Origin of the sequence: Flavobacterium sp. MEB061, assembly GCF_000834715.1 — a bacterium.
GTDB classification, from domain to species: Bacteria; Bacteroidota; Bacteroidia; order Flavobacteriales; family Flavobacteriaceae; genus Flavobacterium; species Flavobacterium pectinovorum.
Genome location: NZ_JXQR01000002.1, coordinates 129,429 through 146,854, shown reverse-complemented (window position 1 = coordinate 146,854; position 17,426 = coordinate 129,429). Strand labels below are relative to the sequence as shown.

General features: G+C 34.9%; 7 protein-coding genes. 6 read left to right on the top strand and 1 reads right to left on the bottom strand.

What is annotated here, in order from left to right:
* The first annotated feature begins 44 nt into the window (after positions 1-44).
* From RT99_RS00630 to RT99_RS00615, 4 genes are all read left to right on the top strand, one after another.
* On the top strand, positions 45-1,574 hold the full coding sequence (locus RT99_RS00630) for a glycoside hydrolase family 28 protein (protein WP_042562775.1): 1,530 nt from the start codon (positions 45-47) through the stop codon (positions 1,572-1,574).
* A 227-nt stretch (positions 1,575-1,801) separates the two neighbouring features.
* Complete coding sequence (locus RT99_RS00625) at positions 1,802-3,241, top strand: glycoside hydrolase family 28 protein (RefSeq protein WP_042562774.1); 1,440 nt, start codon at positions 1,802-1,804, stop codon at positions 3,239-3,241.
* A 20-nt stretch (positions 3,242-3,261) separates the two neighbouring features.
* Positions 3,262-5,241, top strand: coding sequence for an alpha-L-arabinofuranosidase C-terminal domain-containing protein (locus RT99_RS00620; RefSeq protein WP_042562773.1), 1,980 nt, complete (start codon positions 3,262-3,264; stop codon positions 5,239-5,241).
* A 47-nt stretch (positions 5,242-5,288) separates the two neighbouring features.
* Entirely contained in the window at positions 5,289-7,757 is a 2,469-nt protein-coding gene (locus RT99_RS00615) for a glycoside hydrolase N-terminal domain-containing protein (RefSeq protein ID WP_042562772.1), read from the top strand.
* A 26-nt stretch (positions 7,758-7,783) separates the two neighbouring features.
* Here RT99_RS00615 and RT99_RS00610 read toward each other — a convergent pair whose 3' ends face one another.
* A complete protein-coding gene (locus tag RT99_RS00610; RefSeq protein WP_042562771.1) occupies positions 7,784-11,854 on the bottom strand; it encodes a two-component regulator propeller domain-containing protein in 4,071 nt (1,356 codons plus the stop codon).
* A 995-nt stretch (positions 11,855-12,849) separates the two neighbouring features.
* Here RT99_RS00610 and RT99_RS00605 point away from each other — a divergent pair.
* Together RT99_RS00605 and RT99_RS00600 are read left to right on the top strand one after the other, a co-directional pair.
* A complete protein-coding gene (locus RT99_RS00605; protein ID WP_042562770.1) occupies positions 12,850-15,792 on the top strand; it encodes a SusC/RagA family TonB-linked outer membrane protein in 2,943 nt (980 codons plus the stop codon).
* A 5-nt stretch (positions 15,793-15,797) separates the two neighbouring features.
* A complete protein-coding gene (locus tag RT99_RS00600) occupies positions 15,798-17,405 on the top strand; it encodes a RagB/SusD family nutrient uptake outer membrane protein (protein WP_052483469.1) in 1,608 nt (535 codons plus the stop codon).
* Positions 17,406-17,426 lie beyond the last annotated feature (21 nt).

Genomic DNA, 17,426 nt, shown 5'->3' with positions numbered 1-17,426 from the left:
AAGCTTAGCGACTTAGTGTCTTTGTGGCATAAAAACAAAAAGTAATGAAAAAGAAATCTATAATCGCGATCCTAATTTTCTGTATTTCCTTAACCGTTTCGGCGCAAAAGATATTTGACATTAAAAAATATGGCGCCGTAGGAGACGGAAAAACTTTAAATACAAAGGCCATTCAAAAAGCGATTGATGCAGCTAATAAAAATAAAGGTGGAAGAGTTGTTTTTTCTAAAGGTGAATTTTTATCAGGAAGCATAGTATTGAAAAGCGGCGTGGAATTGTTTTTTGAAGATGGATCCATTTTACTAGGAAGCACCAATCCAGATGATTATCCTAAATTTGAAGGAATAAGAGCATTGATTATAGCCAATGAAGCAAAAAATATTGCCGTAAATGGAAAAGGAATTATAGACGGACAAGGAAGAGAACTGGCATTAGCAATTGATAGTCTCCATCATACAGGAGTTCGAATTGATCCCAAATACAATTACAGAAGAATGCGTCCTGAAGACGGAAGAGGAAAACTGATTTCGTTTGTAAAATGCGATTCTATAACTATGATCAATATCACATTAAAAAACAGTCCAGGCTGGGTGCAGTGTTTTACCGAATGCAAAAATATTGTAATCGATGCTATGAAAGTCAATAGTACCGCTTATTGGAACAATGATGGAATTGATGTTAACGGATGTGAAAATGTTCGAATTACAAACTGCAATGTAAACGCCGCAGATGACGGAATTTGTTTAAAATCGGAGTCGCCGGGATTGCAGAACAATAATATTTACATTGCCAACTGCAAGATTAGATCAAGTGCCAATGCAGTTAAATTTGGTACAGGTTCTTATGGCAGTTTCAAAAACGTAACTATCGAGAATATCGAGGTCTATGATACTTTCAGATCGGCAATCGCAATTGAATCTGTAGATGGAGCCGAGATTGAGAATATTAAAGTTTCAAATATTACCGCCGTAAATACAGGAAATGCGATATTAATTCGTTTAGGCCACAGAAATGGAGATAAGCCGGGTTATATCAAAAATGTATCTATTAAAAATGTAAAAGTACAGGTTCCTTTTGGTCGTCCTGATATTGATTATGATTTGCGCGGACCAGAAGTTGATTATTTTCATAATCCGTTTCCGGCTTCTATTGCGGGAATTCCGGGGCATTTGATAGAAAATGTGACTTTAGAAAATATAGAAATTACCTATCCGGGAAGAGCCTCAAAAGGAATGGCGTATCATCCTTTAAGCCGATTAAAAGATGTAAAAGAAAACATAAATGGTTATCCCGAATTTTCCATGTTTGGAGAATTACCTTCTTGGGGATTTTATGTGCGTCACGTAAACGGAATCGAAATGAAGAATATAAAACTGATTTTAGAGAAAGAGGATTTTCGTCCAGCCTTTGTTTTTGATGATGTAAAAAATCTTATGATGAAAGCTATTGATATTCCTTCAGACAAAACTAACCAGATTATTTTTAAAGATGTTTCATCAAGCAATTTAGACAGTGAATCTTTAAAACAAAAAATAGAACCGGAACAAAATAAATTTGAATTGCCTGCGCATTGAAATTTTGCCACAAAGGCTCTAAGGCGCAAAGTTTTTTTCACGCAGATTTAAAAAAGATTTAAGCAGATTCTGCAGATTTTTTTTAATCTAATTTAATCTGCTAAAATCTGCAATATCTGCGTGAAACAAAAAAAACTTAGCGACTCTGCGACTTTGCGAGATTAAAAAAATAAACCAAAAACTTTGCATAAACTATTTTAAACAAGGTTTTTAATAAATAAAATGAAATGAAAAAGAAATCTATAATCGCGATCCTAATTTTTTGTCTTTCGTTAACCGTTTCGGCTCAAAAAGTATATGATGTAAAAAAATACGGAGCAAAAGGAGACGGAAAGACCAATGATGCCGCTGCCATTCAAAAAGCAATTGATGCCTGCAGTAAAACGGGTGGAAGAGTTTTAATTCCGGCACCGTTTATCTTTTTAGCTGGACCAATTGATGTAAAATCAAAAGTAGATCTTCATATCGAAGCCGGAGCGAAATTATTGGCAAGTCCGGATGAAAAATTATACACAAAAAGCGCTTTCAGAACCAATCCGGGAGAAGGGACAATTTGGATTGGAGGAGAAAATGTAGAGGATTTTACCATTAGCGGAAGCGGAAAAATAGATGGAAACGGAATTTCTTTTATGGGTGAAGAACTCGAAGATTCTTATGTTTTAAAACCTTTTAATGTTTTAGATCCAAGACCGCATGTGTTGACCATTATTGGAGGAAAAAATATCAGAATCAAAGATGTTCATATCGGAAATTCGGCATATTGGACTATTCATTTGGTTGGTTGTAACGATGTTGTAATCAGCGGTATTACTTTGTTGAACAGCCTAAAAGTCCGCAATAGTGACGGTATCGATTTGGATCATTCCAAAAATGTGAGAATCAGTGATTGTTATATCGAAAGCGGCGATGATTGTATTTGTTTAAAAAACAGAAGAGAATTTGAAGAATTTGGAGCCTGCGAAAATATTACTGTGACCAATTGCACCATGACGAGCAGCAGTTGTGCCATTAAAATTGGTTCAGAAAATATGGATGCGATCAGACAAGTGGTTTTCAATAATTGTATCATTAAAAACAGTAATCGCGCGTTGGGAATTCAAAATCGAGATGAAGGAACAGTAAGCGATGTTATTTTTTCTAATATCATTATCGAAGGTAAATTGACTACAGATACCTGGTGGGGAAAAGCAGAACCCATTTATGTAACAGCTTTTAGCAGGGCAAAAGGAAATCATAAAGATGCTAACTGGCGTTTTCCAAAAGGAGCTACAGAAGGAAAAGTAGGCGAAATAAAGAATATTTATTTCTCTAATATTCAATGCACAGGAGAAAATGGTGTGTTTGTAAGCGGCGAATCTAAAGATAAAATCAAGAACATTGTTTTTGATAATGTGAGTGTTTTTATTGATAAAACAACCTCTTTTTCTGGCGGCGTATACGACAGACGTCCCTCTAATGTAGAAGGTTTTGTAAAAGGAAGCACTTCGGGATTTTATTTTGATTCGGCAGAACGTATTAAAGTGCAGAATTGTACCGTACAATGGGGAAAAAACAAACCGGAATATTTTAAATATGCAATCGAAAGTAAAAATGTTGATGATTTAATTGTAACAAATTTAGACGGACAATCAGCTTTTCCTGCTAAATTAGAGGCAGTAAAAAAATAATTTCTTCCATTCCAAAACTTATGAAAAATAATATCCTTACCAAATTTACCATTTGCGGTATGCTTTTAAGCAGTTTTTATGTGAATGCACAAAAGGCAATTTTAGAAGTTGATGCCACGAAAACCATCACAAAAATCCAGCCTACTATGTTCGGTTTGTTTTTTGAAGATATCAATTTTGCTGCAGATGGAGGATTATATGCCGAATTGATTAAAAACAGGTCTTTTGAATTTGATAAACCTTTGATGGGTTGGGAGCAGCCCAATACAAAAAGATCTTCTTTGAATAAAGAATCCGGAAGTGCAGCGCCAGTCAAAATTGAGGCAGATAATACGGTTTTTTGCAGAGTAGAAATTAATAATGCTAAAGGTTACGCTTTAATAAATGAAGGCTTCAGAGGAATGGGAGTCAAAAAAGATGCAAAATATAACCTTTCATTAAAAGCAGCCAATCACAATTTGGCAATTCAAAAGGTTATAATCCAGCTTATTGATAAAGATCAAAAAGTAATTGGAGAAACGAGTATTGTTCCAAAATCAGATCAATGGACGAATTATACATCGCAAATTACAGCGACTCAAACCGAAGCAAAAGCAAAATTAAAAATAACTTTTGAAGGAACAGGAACGATAGATTTAGATATGATTTCGCTTTTTCCGGAAGATACCTGGAAAAACAGAAAAAACGGACTTCGTAAAGATTTGGTACAGCTTTTATATGATATGAAACCCGGATTTTTGCGTTTTCCGGGAGGTTGTATTGTTGAAGGCAGAACATTGTCTGATCGTTACCAATGGAAAAAATCGGTTGGAAATGTAGACAATAGAGAGACAAAGATGAACCGCTGGAATGTAGAATTCAACCACAAACAAACACCGGATTATTTTCAAAGTTTTGGTTTAGGATTTTTTGAGTATTTCCAACTTTCAGAAGATATTGGAGCAGAACCATTGCCAATTTTAAGCTGCGGAATGGCCTGCCAGTACAATACAGGCGAATTGGCACCCATAAACGAACTAGATCCTTATGTGCAGGACGCTTTAGATTTAATTGAATTTGCCAACGGTGCCGTTACGACCGCTTGGGGGAAAATCCGTTCAGATATGGGACATCCAAAACCATTTAATCTAAAATATATTGGAGTTGGAAACGAGCAATGGGGACCAGATTACATTGACAGATACAAAGTTTTTGAAAAAGCAATTAAGGCAAAATATCCAAATATCATAATTGTTTCAGGAAGCGGGCCTTCACCTGCAGGCGAACATTTTGATTTTGCTATGCAGGAACTTAAAAAACTAAATGCAGAATTGGTAGATGAGCATTATTACGAAAGCCCGAAATGGTTTAGAGAAAACGCCGGGCGTTATGATAATTATGACAGAAAAGGGCCTAAAATATTTGCAGGAGAATATGCAGCACAAAGTGTTTCAGGCGCAAATCCGAACAACAGAAATAATTGGGAATGTGCTTTTTCTGAAGCCGCTTTTATGACTGGATTAGAAAGAAATGCAGAAGTAGTTCATTTGACATCTTACGCACCTTTAATGGCGCACGAAGATGCCTGGCAGTGGACTCCAGATATGATTTGGTTCAATAATTTACAATCTTACGGTTCAGCAAACTATTATGTACAGCAGTTATTTTCAACTAATAAAGGAACAGATTTGTTAAGTATTACCAAAGATGGAAAAGCTTTAACGGGACAAAATAGTTTATACGCATCGGCAGTAAAAGATGCAAATAACAAAGAAATAATTTTGAAACTGGTCAATACAGCCGCATCAGCACAAGATATCAGCGTCGATTTAAAAGGAGCAAAATTAGGATCAAAAGGAACAATTATTAGACTTGTAAGTTCAAATACACAAGATGAAAATACTTTTGCAGATCCGAAAAAGATAACTCCAAAACAAAGCGAATACAAAATAACAAAAGGAAATCAGCAATTAAATCTTCCGGCTTATTCGGTAACTGTTTTAAAACTCAAAATGATTTAATAATTTTATTGGCTTAGAAAATAATTTTCAATCTAAAATTAAAAAAGATGCTCTACAATTCTCTTAAAAAAAGCTTTTTTCTCCTATCTATGATGGCAGGATTTTCTTCCTATTCGCAGGATTTAAAATTGCAATACAACCAGCCTGCGGTCGAATGGACGGAAGCTTTGCCTATAGGAAACGGTACACTGGGAGCAATGGTTTTTGGAAGGGTAGATTCTGAATTAATTCAGCTGAATGAAGCGACTTTGTGGAGCGGTGGCCCCGTACAGAAAAATGTGAATCCGGATGCTTTTAAGAATCTTGCGCTGATTAGAGAAGCACTTACGAATGAAGATTTTGAAAAAGCATATAATTTGACAAAAAATATGCAGGGTGCTTACAGCGAAAGTTTTATGCCGCTGGGAGATCTTATTTTAACACAAGATTTTGGCGGACAAAAGCCTGATCTTTACCATAGAAGTCTTGATCTGCAAACCGGATTGGCGGTTACCAATTTTAGCGTTAGCGGAGTAAATTATAAAAGAGAAATATTTGCTTCGGCACCGGCACAATGTATTGTTATTAAACTTTCGGCAGATCAGTTAAAAAAACTTTCTCTTACAATTGATGCTTCAAGCCTTTTAAGAAATCAAAAAACAATACAAAATCAGTCATTGGTTTTAAACGGAAAAGCACCATCTCATTCAGACCCAAATTATATTGATTACAACAAAGAACCGGTTGTTTATGAGGATGCTACGGGCTGTAGAGGAATGCGTTTTGAATTGATTATAAAACCAATTATAAAAGATGGAGAAGTAAGTTCTGATGGAAACAAACTAGTGATTAAAAATGCATCCGAAGTATTACTTTTTGTTTCAGCAGCAACGAGTTTCAATGGATTTGATAAATGCCCGGACAGTCAGGGAAAAGACGAACATAAATTGGCAGAAAGTCCAATTAAAAAAGTTGTTGGTAAAAAATATGATAGTTTATTAAAAGAACATATTGCAGATTTTCAACATTTCTTTAATAGAGTTTCATTACAACTTAATCAAAAAGAAACCAATAAATCAAACCTTCCAACAGATACAAGATTAGAAGAATATGCAAAAGGAGAAAAAGATGCGGGGCTTGAAACTTTATTTTTTCAATACGGACGTTATCTTTTAATTTCTTCATCACGCACACACAATACGCCAGCCAATTTGCAGGGAATTTGGAACAATAAACTCCGCGCGCCCTGGAGCAGTAATTATACAACAAACATTAATTTACAGATGAATTACTGGCCCGTAGAATCAGGAAGTTTGTCTGAATTGTTTTTTCCGCTTGACGAATTTATCAAAAACGTTTCGGTAACCGGAGCCGAAACCGCAAAAAGTTATTATCATGCCAACGGATGGGTACTGCATCATAACTCGGATATATGGGCAACAACAAATCCTGTTGGTGATTTTGGAAAAGGAGATCCGATGTGGGCAAATTGGTATATGGGCGCCAACTGGTTAAGCAGACATTTATGGGAACATTACCAATATACAGGCGATGTGGCCTATCTTAAAAAAGTATATCCAATAATAAAAGGTGCGGCAGAATTTAGTTTAGACTGGCTGCAAAAAGACAAAAATGGTTATCTGGTAACCATGCCTTCGACATCACCGGAAAACAAATATTTTTATGATGGAAAAAAAGGAGGTGTTGTCACGACTGCTTCGACGATGGATATTGGAATCATAAAAGATTTATTTGAAAATACCATTGAAGCCTCTAAAGTGCTCAATACTGATTTAGAATTCAGACAAAGGGTAAGCCAGGCGGCTGATCAATTACTTCCTTTTCAAATTGGCAGTAAAGGACAGCTTCAGGAATGGTATAAAGATTTTGAAGATGAAGATCCACATCACAGGCATACTTCTCATTTATATGCTTTACATCCTGCTAATTTAATTTCGCCGTTAAAAACTCCGCAATTAGCTGAAGCTGCAAAGAAAACATTAGAACTTCGCGGCGATGATGGTACTGGCTGGAGCCTTGCGTGGAAAGTAAATATGTGGGCAAGACTTTTAGATGGAAATCATGCTTATAAATTATTCAAAAACCAATTGAGGTTAACAAAAGATAATGATCCGAAGTATAGCAGACATGGAGGTTGTTATCCGAATCTTTTTGATGCTCATCCGCCTTTTCAAATAGATGGAAATTTTGCCGGAACTGCAGGCGTTATTGAGATGTTAATGCAAAGTCAGAATAAAGAAATTCATCTGCTTCCCGCTCTTCCCGATGCCTGGACGGATGGCGAAATAAAAGGTATTACAGCAAAAGGTAATTTTACTGTAGCGATAAAATGGAATGATGGTAAAATGACTCAGGCAACAATTATATCCAATAATGGCGGTAAATGTTCTGTAAGAGCTGCAGTACCATTTGTAATTGAAAAGCTTAATATCAAAAGTGAGAAATCGTCTATTGGTTATACTGCAGTATTTGAAACTAAAAAGGGAATTTCATATAGTATAGTATCATCCAAATAGAATTTCTGTTTCAGTTAAATAATAAATTATGTAATATCATTCTTCTGAATGATATTCAATTCCTTATTAAAAGAATTTCTATATTTTTTGATATACTCTGAAGGTTTCATCCCAAACAATTTTACGAACTGTTGACGGAAATAACGTTGATCTTCTATACCAACCTGAGGCCCAACCTGTGCGATGTTAATGTTTTCTGTAAGCATAATTACGGCAGCTCTGCGGATTCTGATCGACCTGATAAAAACATTTACGGTTTGTCCCGAAATTGCTTTAATCTTTTTGTAAAGACTAGAATGACTCATGCCCATTGCGGCAGAAAAACTCTTTAAATTAAATTCGCTGTTTTCAAGATTGGCCTCGACGATTTCGATACATTTATCAAGAAATTCTTTGTATTCAACAGGAACTTTATTGACATTTTCACGAAGTGTTATGCTATCTAAGAAATACTTGCGTAATTGCCCTCTGTTTCGAAGAACAGCATCGACGCGTGCCAGAAGTATATCGCTGTCAAAAGGTTTGGTAACATAATCGTCTGCACCTTCGGTAATACTCTGTAAATGAATATCATTGCTGGTTGTAGCTGTGAGTAGTATCACAGGGATATGGCTTAAATCATCATTCTGTTTGATTTTTTTACATAAATCCAAACCGTTCATGCCTTCCATAGAAATATCGCTTAGTACAATATCAGGCATGTGTTTTTCGACAAGTTTTAATCCTTCGAGTCCATTTGCTGCCGAATAAACAATATAGTTTTTGGTGAAAAGCTGTACCAGATAATGATTCATTTCAGGATTGTCTTCAACAATTAGCAATACTTTTTTGGTGCTGATTAATTCTTCCTGTATACTTTCAGGATTTGAGGGTTGATTTTTGCTTTCAGATGTATTTGGATTTTCTGTAGGCATTCCTTCCAAAAGTTCACCTACAAGAGGCGACATTTGTGGATAATTTTCATTGATGTTTATTTCTGCAAAATGACTTTTTCCTTTTGGAAGTGTAATCGTAAATGAAGTACCTTTTCCTATTTCGCTTTTACACGTTATTTCTCCATGATGTTTAGTCACAAAATATTTGGCGACATAAAGTCCTATTCCAAATCCATTGCTGGCTTTAGAATGACCTTGCTTGAATTCTTCAAAAATAGTATCAATATCACTCTCATCAATTCCGCTTCCGGTGTCCGATATAATAATCGAAACATCAGCCGTTTTCTCGATGATTTCAATACTTATAGTTCCTTTATTTGGTGTGAATTTGAAGGCATTTGAGATTAAATTGAAAAGCGTAATTTCTATTTTTTCATAATCGCCATATATTTCAGCTGCTGTTTTTTCTTCAATAAACTGATAATTTAAACTTTTAACGGCTGCCATTTGCGTAAAGCTGTCATAGATTTCACGGCACAAACTGTTTAAATTAATCTTAGAAATTTTGAGTTCATCAAGATCTGTTTCAGCTTTTCTAAACAACAGCAACTGATCCGTAAGACTCAATAATCTTTTGGCATTTTTATAGGCAAGATTCAGATCGAGATCATCTTCAGAACGGGTTTTTCTGTCGATTGCACTTTTTAGCGGATTTATAATTAAAGATAGGGGAGTGCGCAGTTCATGAGCCATATAAGTAAACATAGAAAACTGCTTTTCGGCATGTTCCTTGTCTTTTTTATGCTCCATACGGGTCAATTTTATTTCGTAGCGAAGTCTTTCCTTATTTTTATGATACCTTACATAGGCATAAATGGCACCGGCAGCAGCAATAAGGTAAAAAGTATAAGCCCACCATGTTCTGTACCAGGGCGGAAGGATTTTTACCGTTGCGAGGGTTACTTCATTAGTCCAATTTCCAAAAACATCGGTTGTTTTTACTTTAAAAACATACGTTCCTTCGGTCAATCTGGAATAATTTGCTCGGTTGTTTTTTGAGGTATAATTCCAGTCTTTGTCCCATCCTTCGAGAAAGTAAGCGGTATTAATTTTTTCGGAATTGACATAATCAAGATAAACAAAATCAAAACTCAATGCCGATTTTTCATAAGGAAGTTCGGCACCGCTTATCATTTCGAGTTTTTTTTCTGTGATATAAGGACTGTCTAATTTTAAAGGCTGATTGTTTACCAGCAAATCATTCAATAAAAATTTGCCTGTATTTTTTTTGTCTTTTATATTGTCAGGATCAAAAACATTGAATCCGTTTATACCGCCAAAAATAAATTCTCCCGTTGAAAGTTCTGTACCTGCATTCCAGCTAAATTGACTGCCTTGAAGTCCATCAGAAACTCCAAAATTTCTAAAAGTATTGTTCTTGGGGTTCAATCTCGAAATTCCGTGATAGGTACTCATCCATAAATCTCCTTTTTGATCTTCCAGAAGGCGAAGGATTGTATTACTCGAAAGGCCGTTTTGTGTGGTATATTTTTTAGAAGTGCCTGTTTTTGGGTTGAAAAAAAGCAGACCGCCTTCGACAGTACCAATCCAAAGATTTTTGTTTCGATCTTCGGTTATACATCTAATAGTATATTCTGAATGGTAGTTTTTTACTTTTTTTGTTGTGGGATTTATTTCAAAAAAAGAATTGAAAGTTCCGCCCCAGATTTTTCCGTCTTTGGTTTCGTAAAGGCAAGTTACATCGCGCAAAGTATTACTGTAGCAAATGAATTTATTTTGTTTTCTATCCAGTTGATATAGCGCTCCGCCGTTAGTAACAGCAAGCCACAACGTTTTTTTTGAATCTAAAAACAGCAGCCACGATTCTTGTTCTGCTTTTTTGGTAAACTGATTATAAATGGAGAAATTCTGAATTGCTTTTGATTTTGGATCAATACGGCAAACACCGCCTTTCCACATCGCAACCCAAATCGCATTATCAGAATCCCTGACGATGCTTGTAACAAAATTGCTCTGAATCTTTCTCCCGGCAGATGAAGTTGTCGAGTAAACATCGTAAGTATTTTGTTTTCTGTTCCAGTATCGCATTCCGGCGCCATCAGTACCAATCCAGATATTTTTCTTTTCATCTTCGCAGAAAGAAAGCATGAAGTTTGCGGCAGGATCTTCATCTTCTTTATTAGTCTGGGGATCTTTGCTTTTAAAATGATTAAAATCGAGCGGTTTTTCTCCCATCATACTTACACCGCCACGCAGGGTTCCAAACCACATTTCTCCGGTTTTGCTTTCGAATATATCATACAAAGATTTACTGTTAAGCAATGAAACCGGACCACTGGCACGATATAAAACTGGTGTAGTCTGATTTTTTGTAATGGTATAAAGCCCTGCACCGTCGGTAGCAATCCAGAGTCTGTTTTGTTGCTGATAAAAATCACGCACCACTGTTTTTTCCAGAAAGTAATTTTTAGAATACGTATTCAGATTATCATTATATAAATAAGCTCCTTCATCTGAACCAATCCAAAGTCCTTCATTTGTCAGCTTAATGCAATTTGAGCCAGTAATTGTATTGTTGAGAAGCGTTAGTTTTTTTGATTTAATATCGTACTGGCAAAGACCAGTTCCGGTTATAAAAACGTAGAAGATTTGCTTTTTCTCATTATAAGCTATTGATCTTGCGATGTAATTTAATTTTCTGTTGAAGGGTATTGCCGTTCCAATTTTCTCACCTTCTTTATAAATGACAATTGCCTCTTTTGTAGCGACAAGAATGATATGCAGAGGATGTACAGCAATTATTTCGTAGGCGGTAACGTTTAAAGGTTTGATTTTTTTGTTTGTATCATAATATTTCAACGGACTAAAAGAAGATCGTTCTGCATTAAAAACTACGGGTCCGGCAGTTGTTCCTATCCACAAATTATTTTCAAAGTCACCTTCGATACAGCTAATGGCATTTCCCTGAATCGAATTTGGATCAGTATGAATATGGCGGTAAATCTTAAAATCATTTCCATCATATCTGTTCAATCCATCAAAAGTTCCAAACCACATATAGCCATTTTGGTCCTGATATATAGAGGCAACAGAATTGTTTGAAAGTCCTGATGAAATATCAAGATGTCTTATCGGGTAATTCTGTCCAAATGCATTTATATGCAAAAGACTAATAACAAGAAAGAACGTTAACTTATTCATAGAATTTTTTTTATAAAGCACGTTGCTCTTTGATATACGAAAAATAGAAGAGATGTGATCTAAAAGCCGGATCAATTTTTATGTGAATATATTTGAAATCTGTATACTTTGCGAAATTAAAACAATTATTATGTAATGTTTAAAAAACACTACTGGTTTTTTAGTGATTACCTGTTGGGCGCAATTTTTTCTAACACATAGAAACATAGATTTAATGATTTTGAAAATATGATTTTGAAAAAGATAAATCAAAAGAAACTAGTTTCTCACACATAGTCCAGAAGCAGAATGTCATTGGTTAAGCGGAAATCTATAAAATTACTACAGTTTAATTAGGAAAGTAATTAGAAAAATCCGTTTTTATCAGCGTTTTCGCTTTAGCGAATCAGTAAAATCAGCATCTAATTTTGACGCGGATAAAACAGATTTACTTCGTAAAAACGCGGATAAAAACGGATTTATTTGCAATAATTTTATTTTGTAAAAGTGTAACTTAATTTAAAAAATAAGATTTCAAGAATTTTTAAGCTGTTTTTTGATGTCATAGTGATAAAAAAATCGGTAGCTCAATCAATTACTAAATCTCTTATTTTACCTGTTAATTATTTAGATTATCATTTTTTTACAGCAAAAAAAATACAGAATATGTTTTTATAAAGTGTCATATACACACTTTTTACGAAATTGTCCCCTTTTATAAATGAATTTTTCCCTGTCTTAAAACCTTGTTCTGTGCTTAATTTGCAGAGTGAGTTGATAAGCTATAACGTTTGAGTAATCTTATTTTATTTTTTATTCAGAGTAAGTCAACTAAAACAAACTAACCAATTATCTTAACCAAAAACACTTTAAACATGACCAACATTCCAAAGAAAAATTCATAGAGAAAAACCTTTTCTTAGTGTAAAAAAAAAGAGAGTAAACTAAAATCTCTGCAATCATTTTTTAACCACACTTAATTAAAATCTAACTTAAACCAACCCAATTAAAAAAGTATGAAAATAATTAAAACCAAATTTTTACTTTTATTACTCTTACTTCCTTTTTGTGTTTTTGCCCAGAACACAATTAGCGGTGTTGTCCTGGAAAAAGGAACTAAGCAGCCTATACCGGGAGTAAACATAAAAGTATCAGGAACAAATAGTAGTACCTCGACTGACTTTGACGGAAAATTTCAATTATCCGGAGTAAAAGCAGATAGTAAAATTACGTTTTCCTATACCGGTTATACCACTCAGACTATCGCAGTTGCCGGACAAAAAAATATAACTGTTTCTCTTGAAGAAGATAATAATCTACTAAAAGAAGTTGTTGTTCAGGTAGGTTACGGAAGCGTTAAAAAGAAAGATGCGACAGGATCTGTTACTGCACTTTCTACCAAAGACTTTAATAAAGGAAATAATATTACAACAGAAAATCTGCTTAACGGAAGAGTAGCGGGTTTAACAGTAAATTCAACGGGTGCTCCGGGGTCTAGTTCTCAAATTAGAATTCGAGGAGGAAGTTCGCTTTTTGCAAGTAATGATCCTCTTATTGTCATCGATGGATTACCGCTTGATAATACGACAAATACAGGAGCCTCTTCATTTTTAGCCTCATTAAATCCTGCGACTGTAGAATCTATTACGGTTTTAAAAGATGCATCGGCGTCTGCGATTTATGGTTCCCGCGCTTCAAATGGTGTTATTATTATTACCACTAAAAAAGGAAGTAAAACATTGTCTGTAGATTATAATGTACAATATGCTGCGGGTACATTGATTAAAACGGTTGATGTTTTAAGTGCAGATGAATTTAGAAGCGTAATTGCAGACAGAAGAAGTGATGATCTTGATAAACTGGGAACTGCAAATACAGATTGGCAAAAAGCAATTTACAGAAACACAGGAACGGTAGATCAAAGTTTAGCCGTTAGAGGAAGTTTATTTAATATCATTCCAACGAGTTTAACTTTAGGAAATACAGATCAGCAGGGATTGCGTTTAACTAATAATTTTAAAAGAAACACGGTTGGTTTAGTAATGAATCCAACTTTTCTTGACAATCATTTAAAATTGCGACTTTCGGCCAATTATACAAACGAAATAAACAGATTTACAGATGCTGTTGAAGGTTCTGCTATTGGTTTTGACCCAACGCAGCCCATAAAAGTTGAAGGTGCGCCTTACGGAGGTTATTTTGAATATACTACCGGTGTAGATGCCAACGGAAATTATCCGTTAGTTTCGACTGCAGCAAGAAATCCTGTTTCGCAATTGTTGAATACAAATGACAGAGGAACAAACGACAGAATTTTTGGAAATTTTGAAATTGATTATAAATTCCACTTTTTACCCGCTTTAAGAGCTGTTGTAAATGTTGGTTATGATGAATCGAATGGAGACAGAAGAAGATTGGTTGGTGCTGATGCCGGTTCTGCTCCGTCAAACAACAACATTCCGTACGGGACAAATGAATATACAGAAGCAACCAGAAAAAATAAATTATTAGATACTTATTTAGTTTATAACAAAACTTTTAACTCACTTGTTTTTGAAATGACAGGTGGTTATTCGTATCAAAAATTTCAAAGTTCAAAATTTGAAACCGGTAATATCCTAAATCCGGATTTGCCATCAACATATCCTGAAACTACTTTGGATACAGATGTTGTTTTATTAGGATTCTTTGCCAGAACAAACTTAAATTTTAGAGATAAATATTTACTAACGCTGTCTTACAGAAGAGATGGTTCTTCGAGATTTGAAGAAGCAAATCGTTGGGGGAATTTCCCATCTGTAGCTTTTGCATGGAAAATCAAAGAAGATTTCTTTAAAGAAAGCACGGTATTATCTGACTTAAAATTAAGATTAAGTTATGGTATTACAGGACAACAGGATATTCCTGAGCCAAACGGATATTTGCAAAAATACCAGCTTGGCGGTGGAAATTCTGAATACTACTTCGGCGAAAGCCCAATTCCGGTTGCACTTCCTTCAAAAAGAACAAATAATCTGAAATGGGAAGAAACCACTTCATACAATGCAGGTCTTGATTTTGGTTTTTTAAACAATCGCTTATCTGCCGGACTTGATGTTTATTACAAAGAATCTAAAGATTTATTGGTAAATGCAGCAATATCTGATGGTAGTAATTTCTCTAACCGCGTGTACCAAAACGTAGGGAGTTTTACCACAAAAGGTGTCGAGTTTACGATTAATGCTAATGCTGTAAAAACAGAAAATTTCAATTGGAATATGAATTTTAATGTCTCTAAATTTGAAAGAAGAATCAAAAATCTGGTAAACGGAAGCGATATCTTTTTAGGAGACAACATTGCAGGAACAGGAACTCCGGGACAAATTTTCAGAGAAGGTTATACTCCTTATTCTTTTTACGTATACAAACAATTATACAACAACGAAGGAAAACCAATTGAAGGCGCTTTTGCAGATTTAAATGGAGATAATATCAGAAATGATGCTGATAAATATATCTATAATAATCCGGATCCTGATTTTACATTAGGATTTGCATCTAACATGAATTATAAAAAATTCGATTTTTCATTTAATTTAAGAGCCAGTATTGGTAACCGAATTTATAATGCCGTAGACGCCAGCAGAGCACAATATGATGCTATGGAAAACGGAGGGGTTTTAAGTAATGTTCCGTCTCAGATAACAGAAACTAATTTTCAAACTACTTCAAATGTTGTATTGTCAGATCTTTATATAGAGAATGCTTCTTTCTTAAAAATGGACAATGTTACGTTAGGATACACTTTGAACAACTGGTTAAACAGTAAAGCATCGTTAAGAATATCAACAGGAGTTCAGAACGTTTTTGTTATTACAAAATACAGTGGTTTAGATCCTGAAATTACCAACAATGGTGTAGACAAAACGATTTATCCAAGACAACGATCCATCTTATTTGGTCTTAATCTTAAATTTTAATTACGATGAAAAAATATATTTTAATAACAATTTTAGCATTGACTACCGTTTTTCAGTCTTGTACTGATGATTTAAATGTAGTCTCAGAAGATGACGATGTTCTTTCTTCTGATGTATTATTTTCTACGCCTAAGGGATATAAACAAGCTTTCGCAGGTGTGTACGGAAATCTGACTTTAACCGGAGTTATTGGTCCTAATGATTCTTCTCTGGAAGGTGTCGATGCCGGAACTAGCCAGTTTACAAGATGTTTATTATACATGCAGGAATTAACTACAGACGAACTGGTTTGGAGTTATGAAAATGATGGAGGAACCGCAGAATTACAGCGTAATATCTGGACAGCTGCAAATCCTGTTATTTTGGGAATGTTCAGCAGAACGATGGTTTCTGTTTCTTATGCAAACGAATTTTTACGTCAGAGTACACCAGAAAAACTAAGTTCAAGAGGTATTACAAATGCTGCAACTTTGGCCGATATAGCACTTTATCGTCAGGAAGTTCGTGTTTTAAGAGCGTATGCGTATTATAACATGATGGATTTATTTGGGAAAGCACCAATGTATACCGAAAATGATCCTGTAAATTTTACCGGACCTGAGTTTAACAGAAAACAATTATTTGATTTTATCGAAACAGAGCTTAAAGCTGTTTTACCGGATTTAAAAGCAGCCAGAACGAATGAATACGGAAGATTAGACCAATCTATGGCACGTATGATTCTGGCAAAAATATATTTGAATGCCGAGGTATATATTCAAGCCGATCGTTTTGATGATTGTATTACAATGTGTAATGAAATTATAGCAAGCGGTTATACTTTAAAACCAAAATACCTGGACAATTTTAAAGCAGATAATAACACTTCTGAAGAAATCATTTTCGGAATCCAGTCTGATGGAGCAGTTTCTCAAAACTGGGGAGCAACAACTGTTTTAACAAACGGACAAATTGGTGCATGGGAAAACAATGGTGCTGATTTTGGAGTTGGCGGCTGGACAGGAGCACTTAGAATTAGAAAAGAATTTGCTCAAAAATTTGACGGTACAAAATTCAGTCAGGATACCAGAAATACAGTAGGAAGAGGAGTTCAGGGCGATCCGGCAAAACAAAGATCAATTGATATTGAAGATATTGGCGTAAAAACACAAGGTTATATTTTATCTAAATTTTCTAATAAAACTACCGCAGGAGTTAGCGGTGTAAGTTCTACTTATGCTGATACTGATTTTCCATTATTCAGATTAGCCGATGTTTATTTAATGTATGCAGAAGCTACTTTAAGAGGCGGAAACGGCACAACTGCTCAGGCATTAGATTATGTAAATGCTTTAAGACAAAGGGCTAATAGTAATTCGACTGTTGGAAACATTACCTTAAGCGAAATGACGCTTGATTTTTTAATTGATGAAAGAGCTCGCGAATTACATTGGGAAGCACACCGAAGACAAGATCTTATTCGTTTTGGCAAATATACTGGAGGATCTTACAATTGGGCATGGAAAGGAAATTCTTCAAAAGGAATCGCTATACCTTCTTACATGAGCGTTTTTCCTATTCCGGAAGGATCATTGGGAGCCAATAGAAATTTGACTCAAAACACGGGTTACTAAAACTTTTTTTAAAACATAAAC

What these genes read in the sequence shown, in the direction of transcription:
- RT99_RS00630 (WP_042562775.1), top strand. Translation starts at nt 45, where the DNA reads ATGAAAAAGAAATCTATAATCGCGATCCTAATTTTCTGTATTTCCTTA.
- RT99_RS00625 (WP_042562774.1), top strand. Translation starts at nt 1,802, where the DNA reads ATGAAAAAGAAATCTATAATCGCGATCCTAATTTTTTGTCTTTCGTTA.
- RT99_RS00620 (WP_042562773.1), top strand. Translation starts at nt 3,262, where the DNA reads ATGAAAAATAATATCCTTACCAAATTTACCATTTGCGGTATGCTTTTA.
- RT99_RS00615 (WP_042562772.1), top strand. Translation starts at nt 5,289, where the DNA reads ATGCTCTACAATTCTCTTAAAAAAAGCTTTTTTCTCCTATCTATGATG.
- RT99_RS00610 (WP_042562771.1), bottom strand. Translation starts at nt 11,854, where the DNA reads ATGAATAAGTTAACGTTCTTTCTTGTTATTAGTCTTTTGCATATAAAT.
- RT99_RS00605 (WP_042562770.1), top strand. Translation starts at nt 12,850, where the DNA reads ATGAAAATAATTAAAACCAAATTTTTACTTTTATTACTCTTACTTCCT.
- RT99_RS00600 (WP_052483469.1), top strand. Translation starts at nt 15,798, where the DNA reads ATGAAAAAATATATTTTAATAACAATTTTAGCATTGACTACCGTTTTT.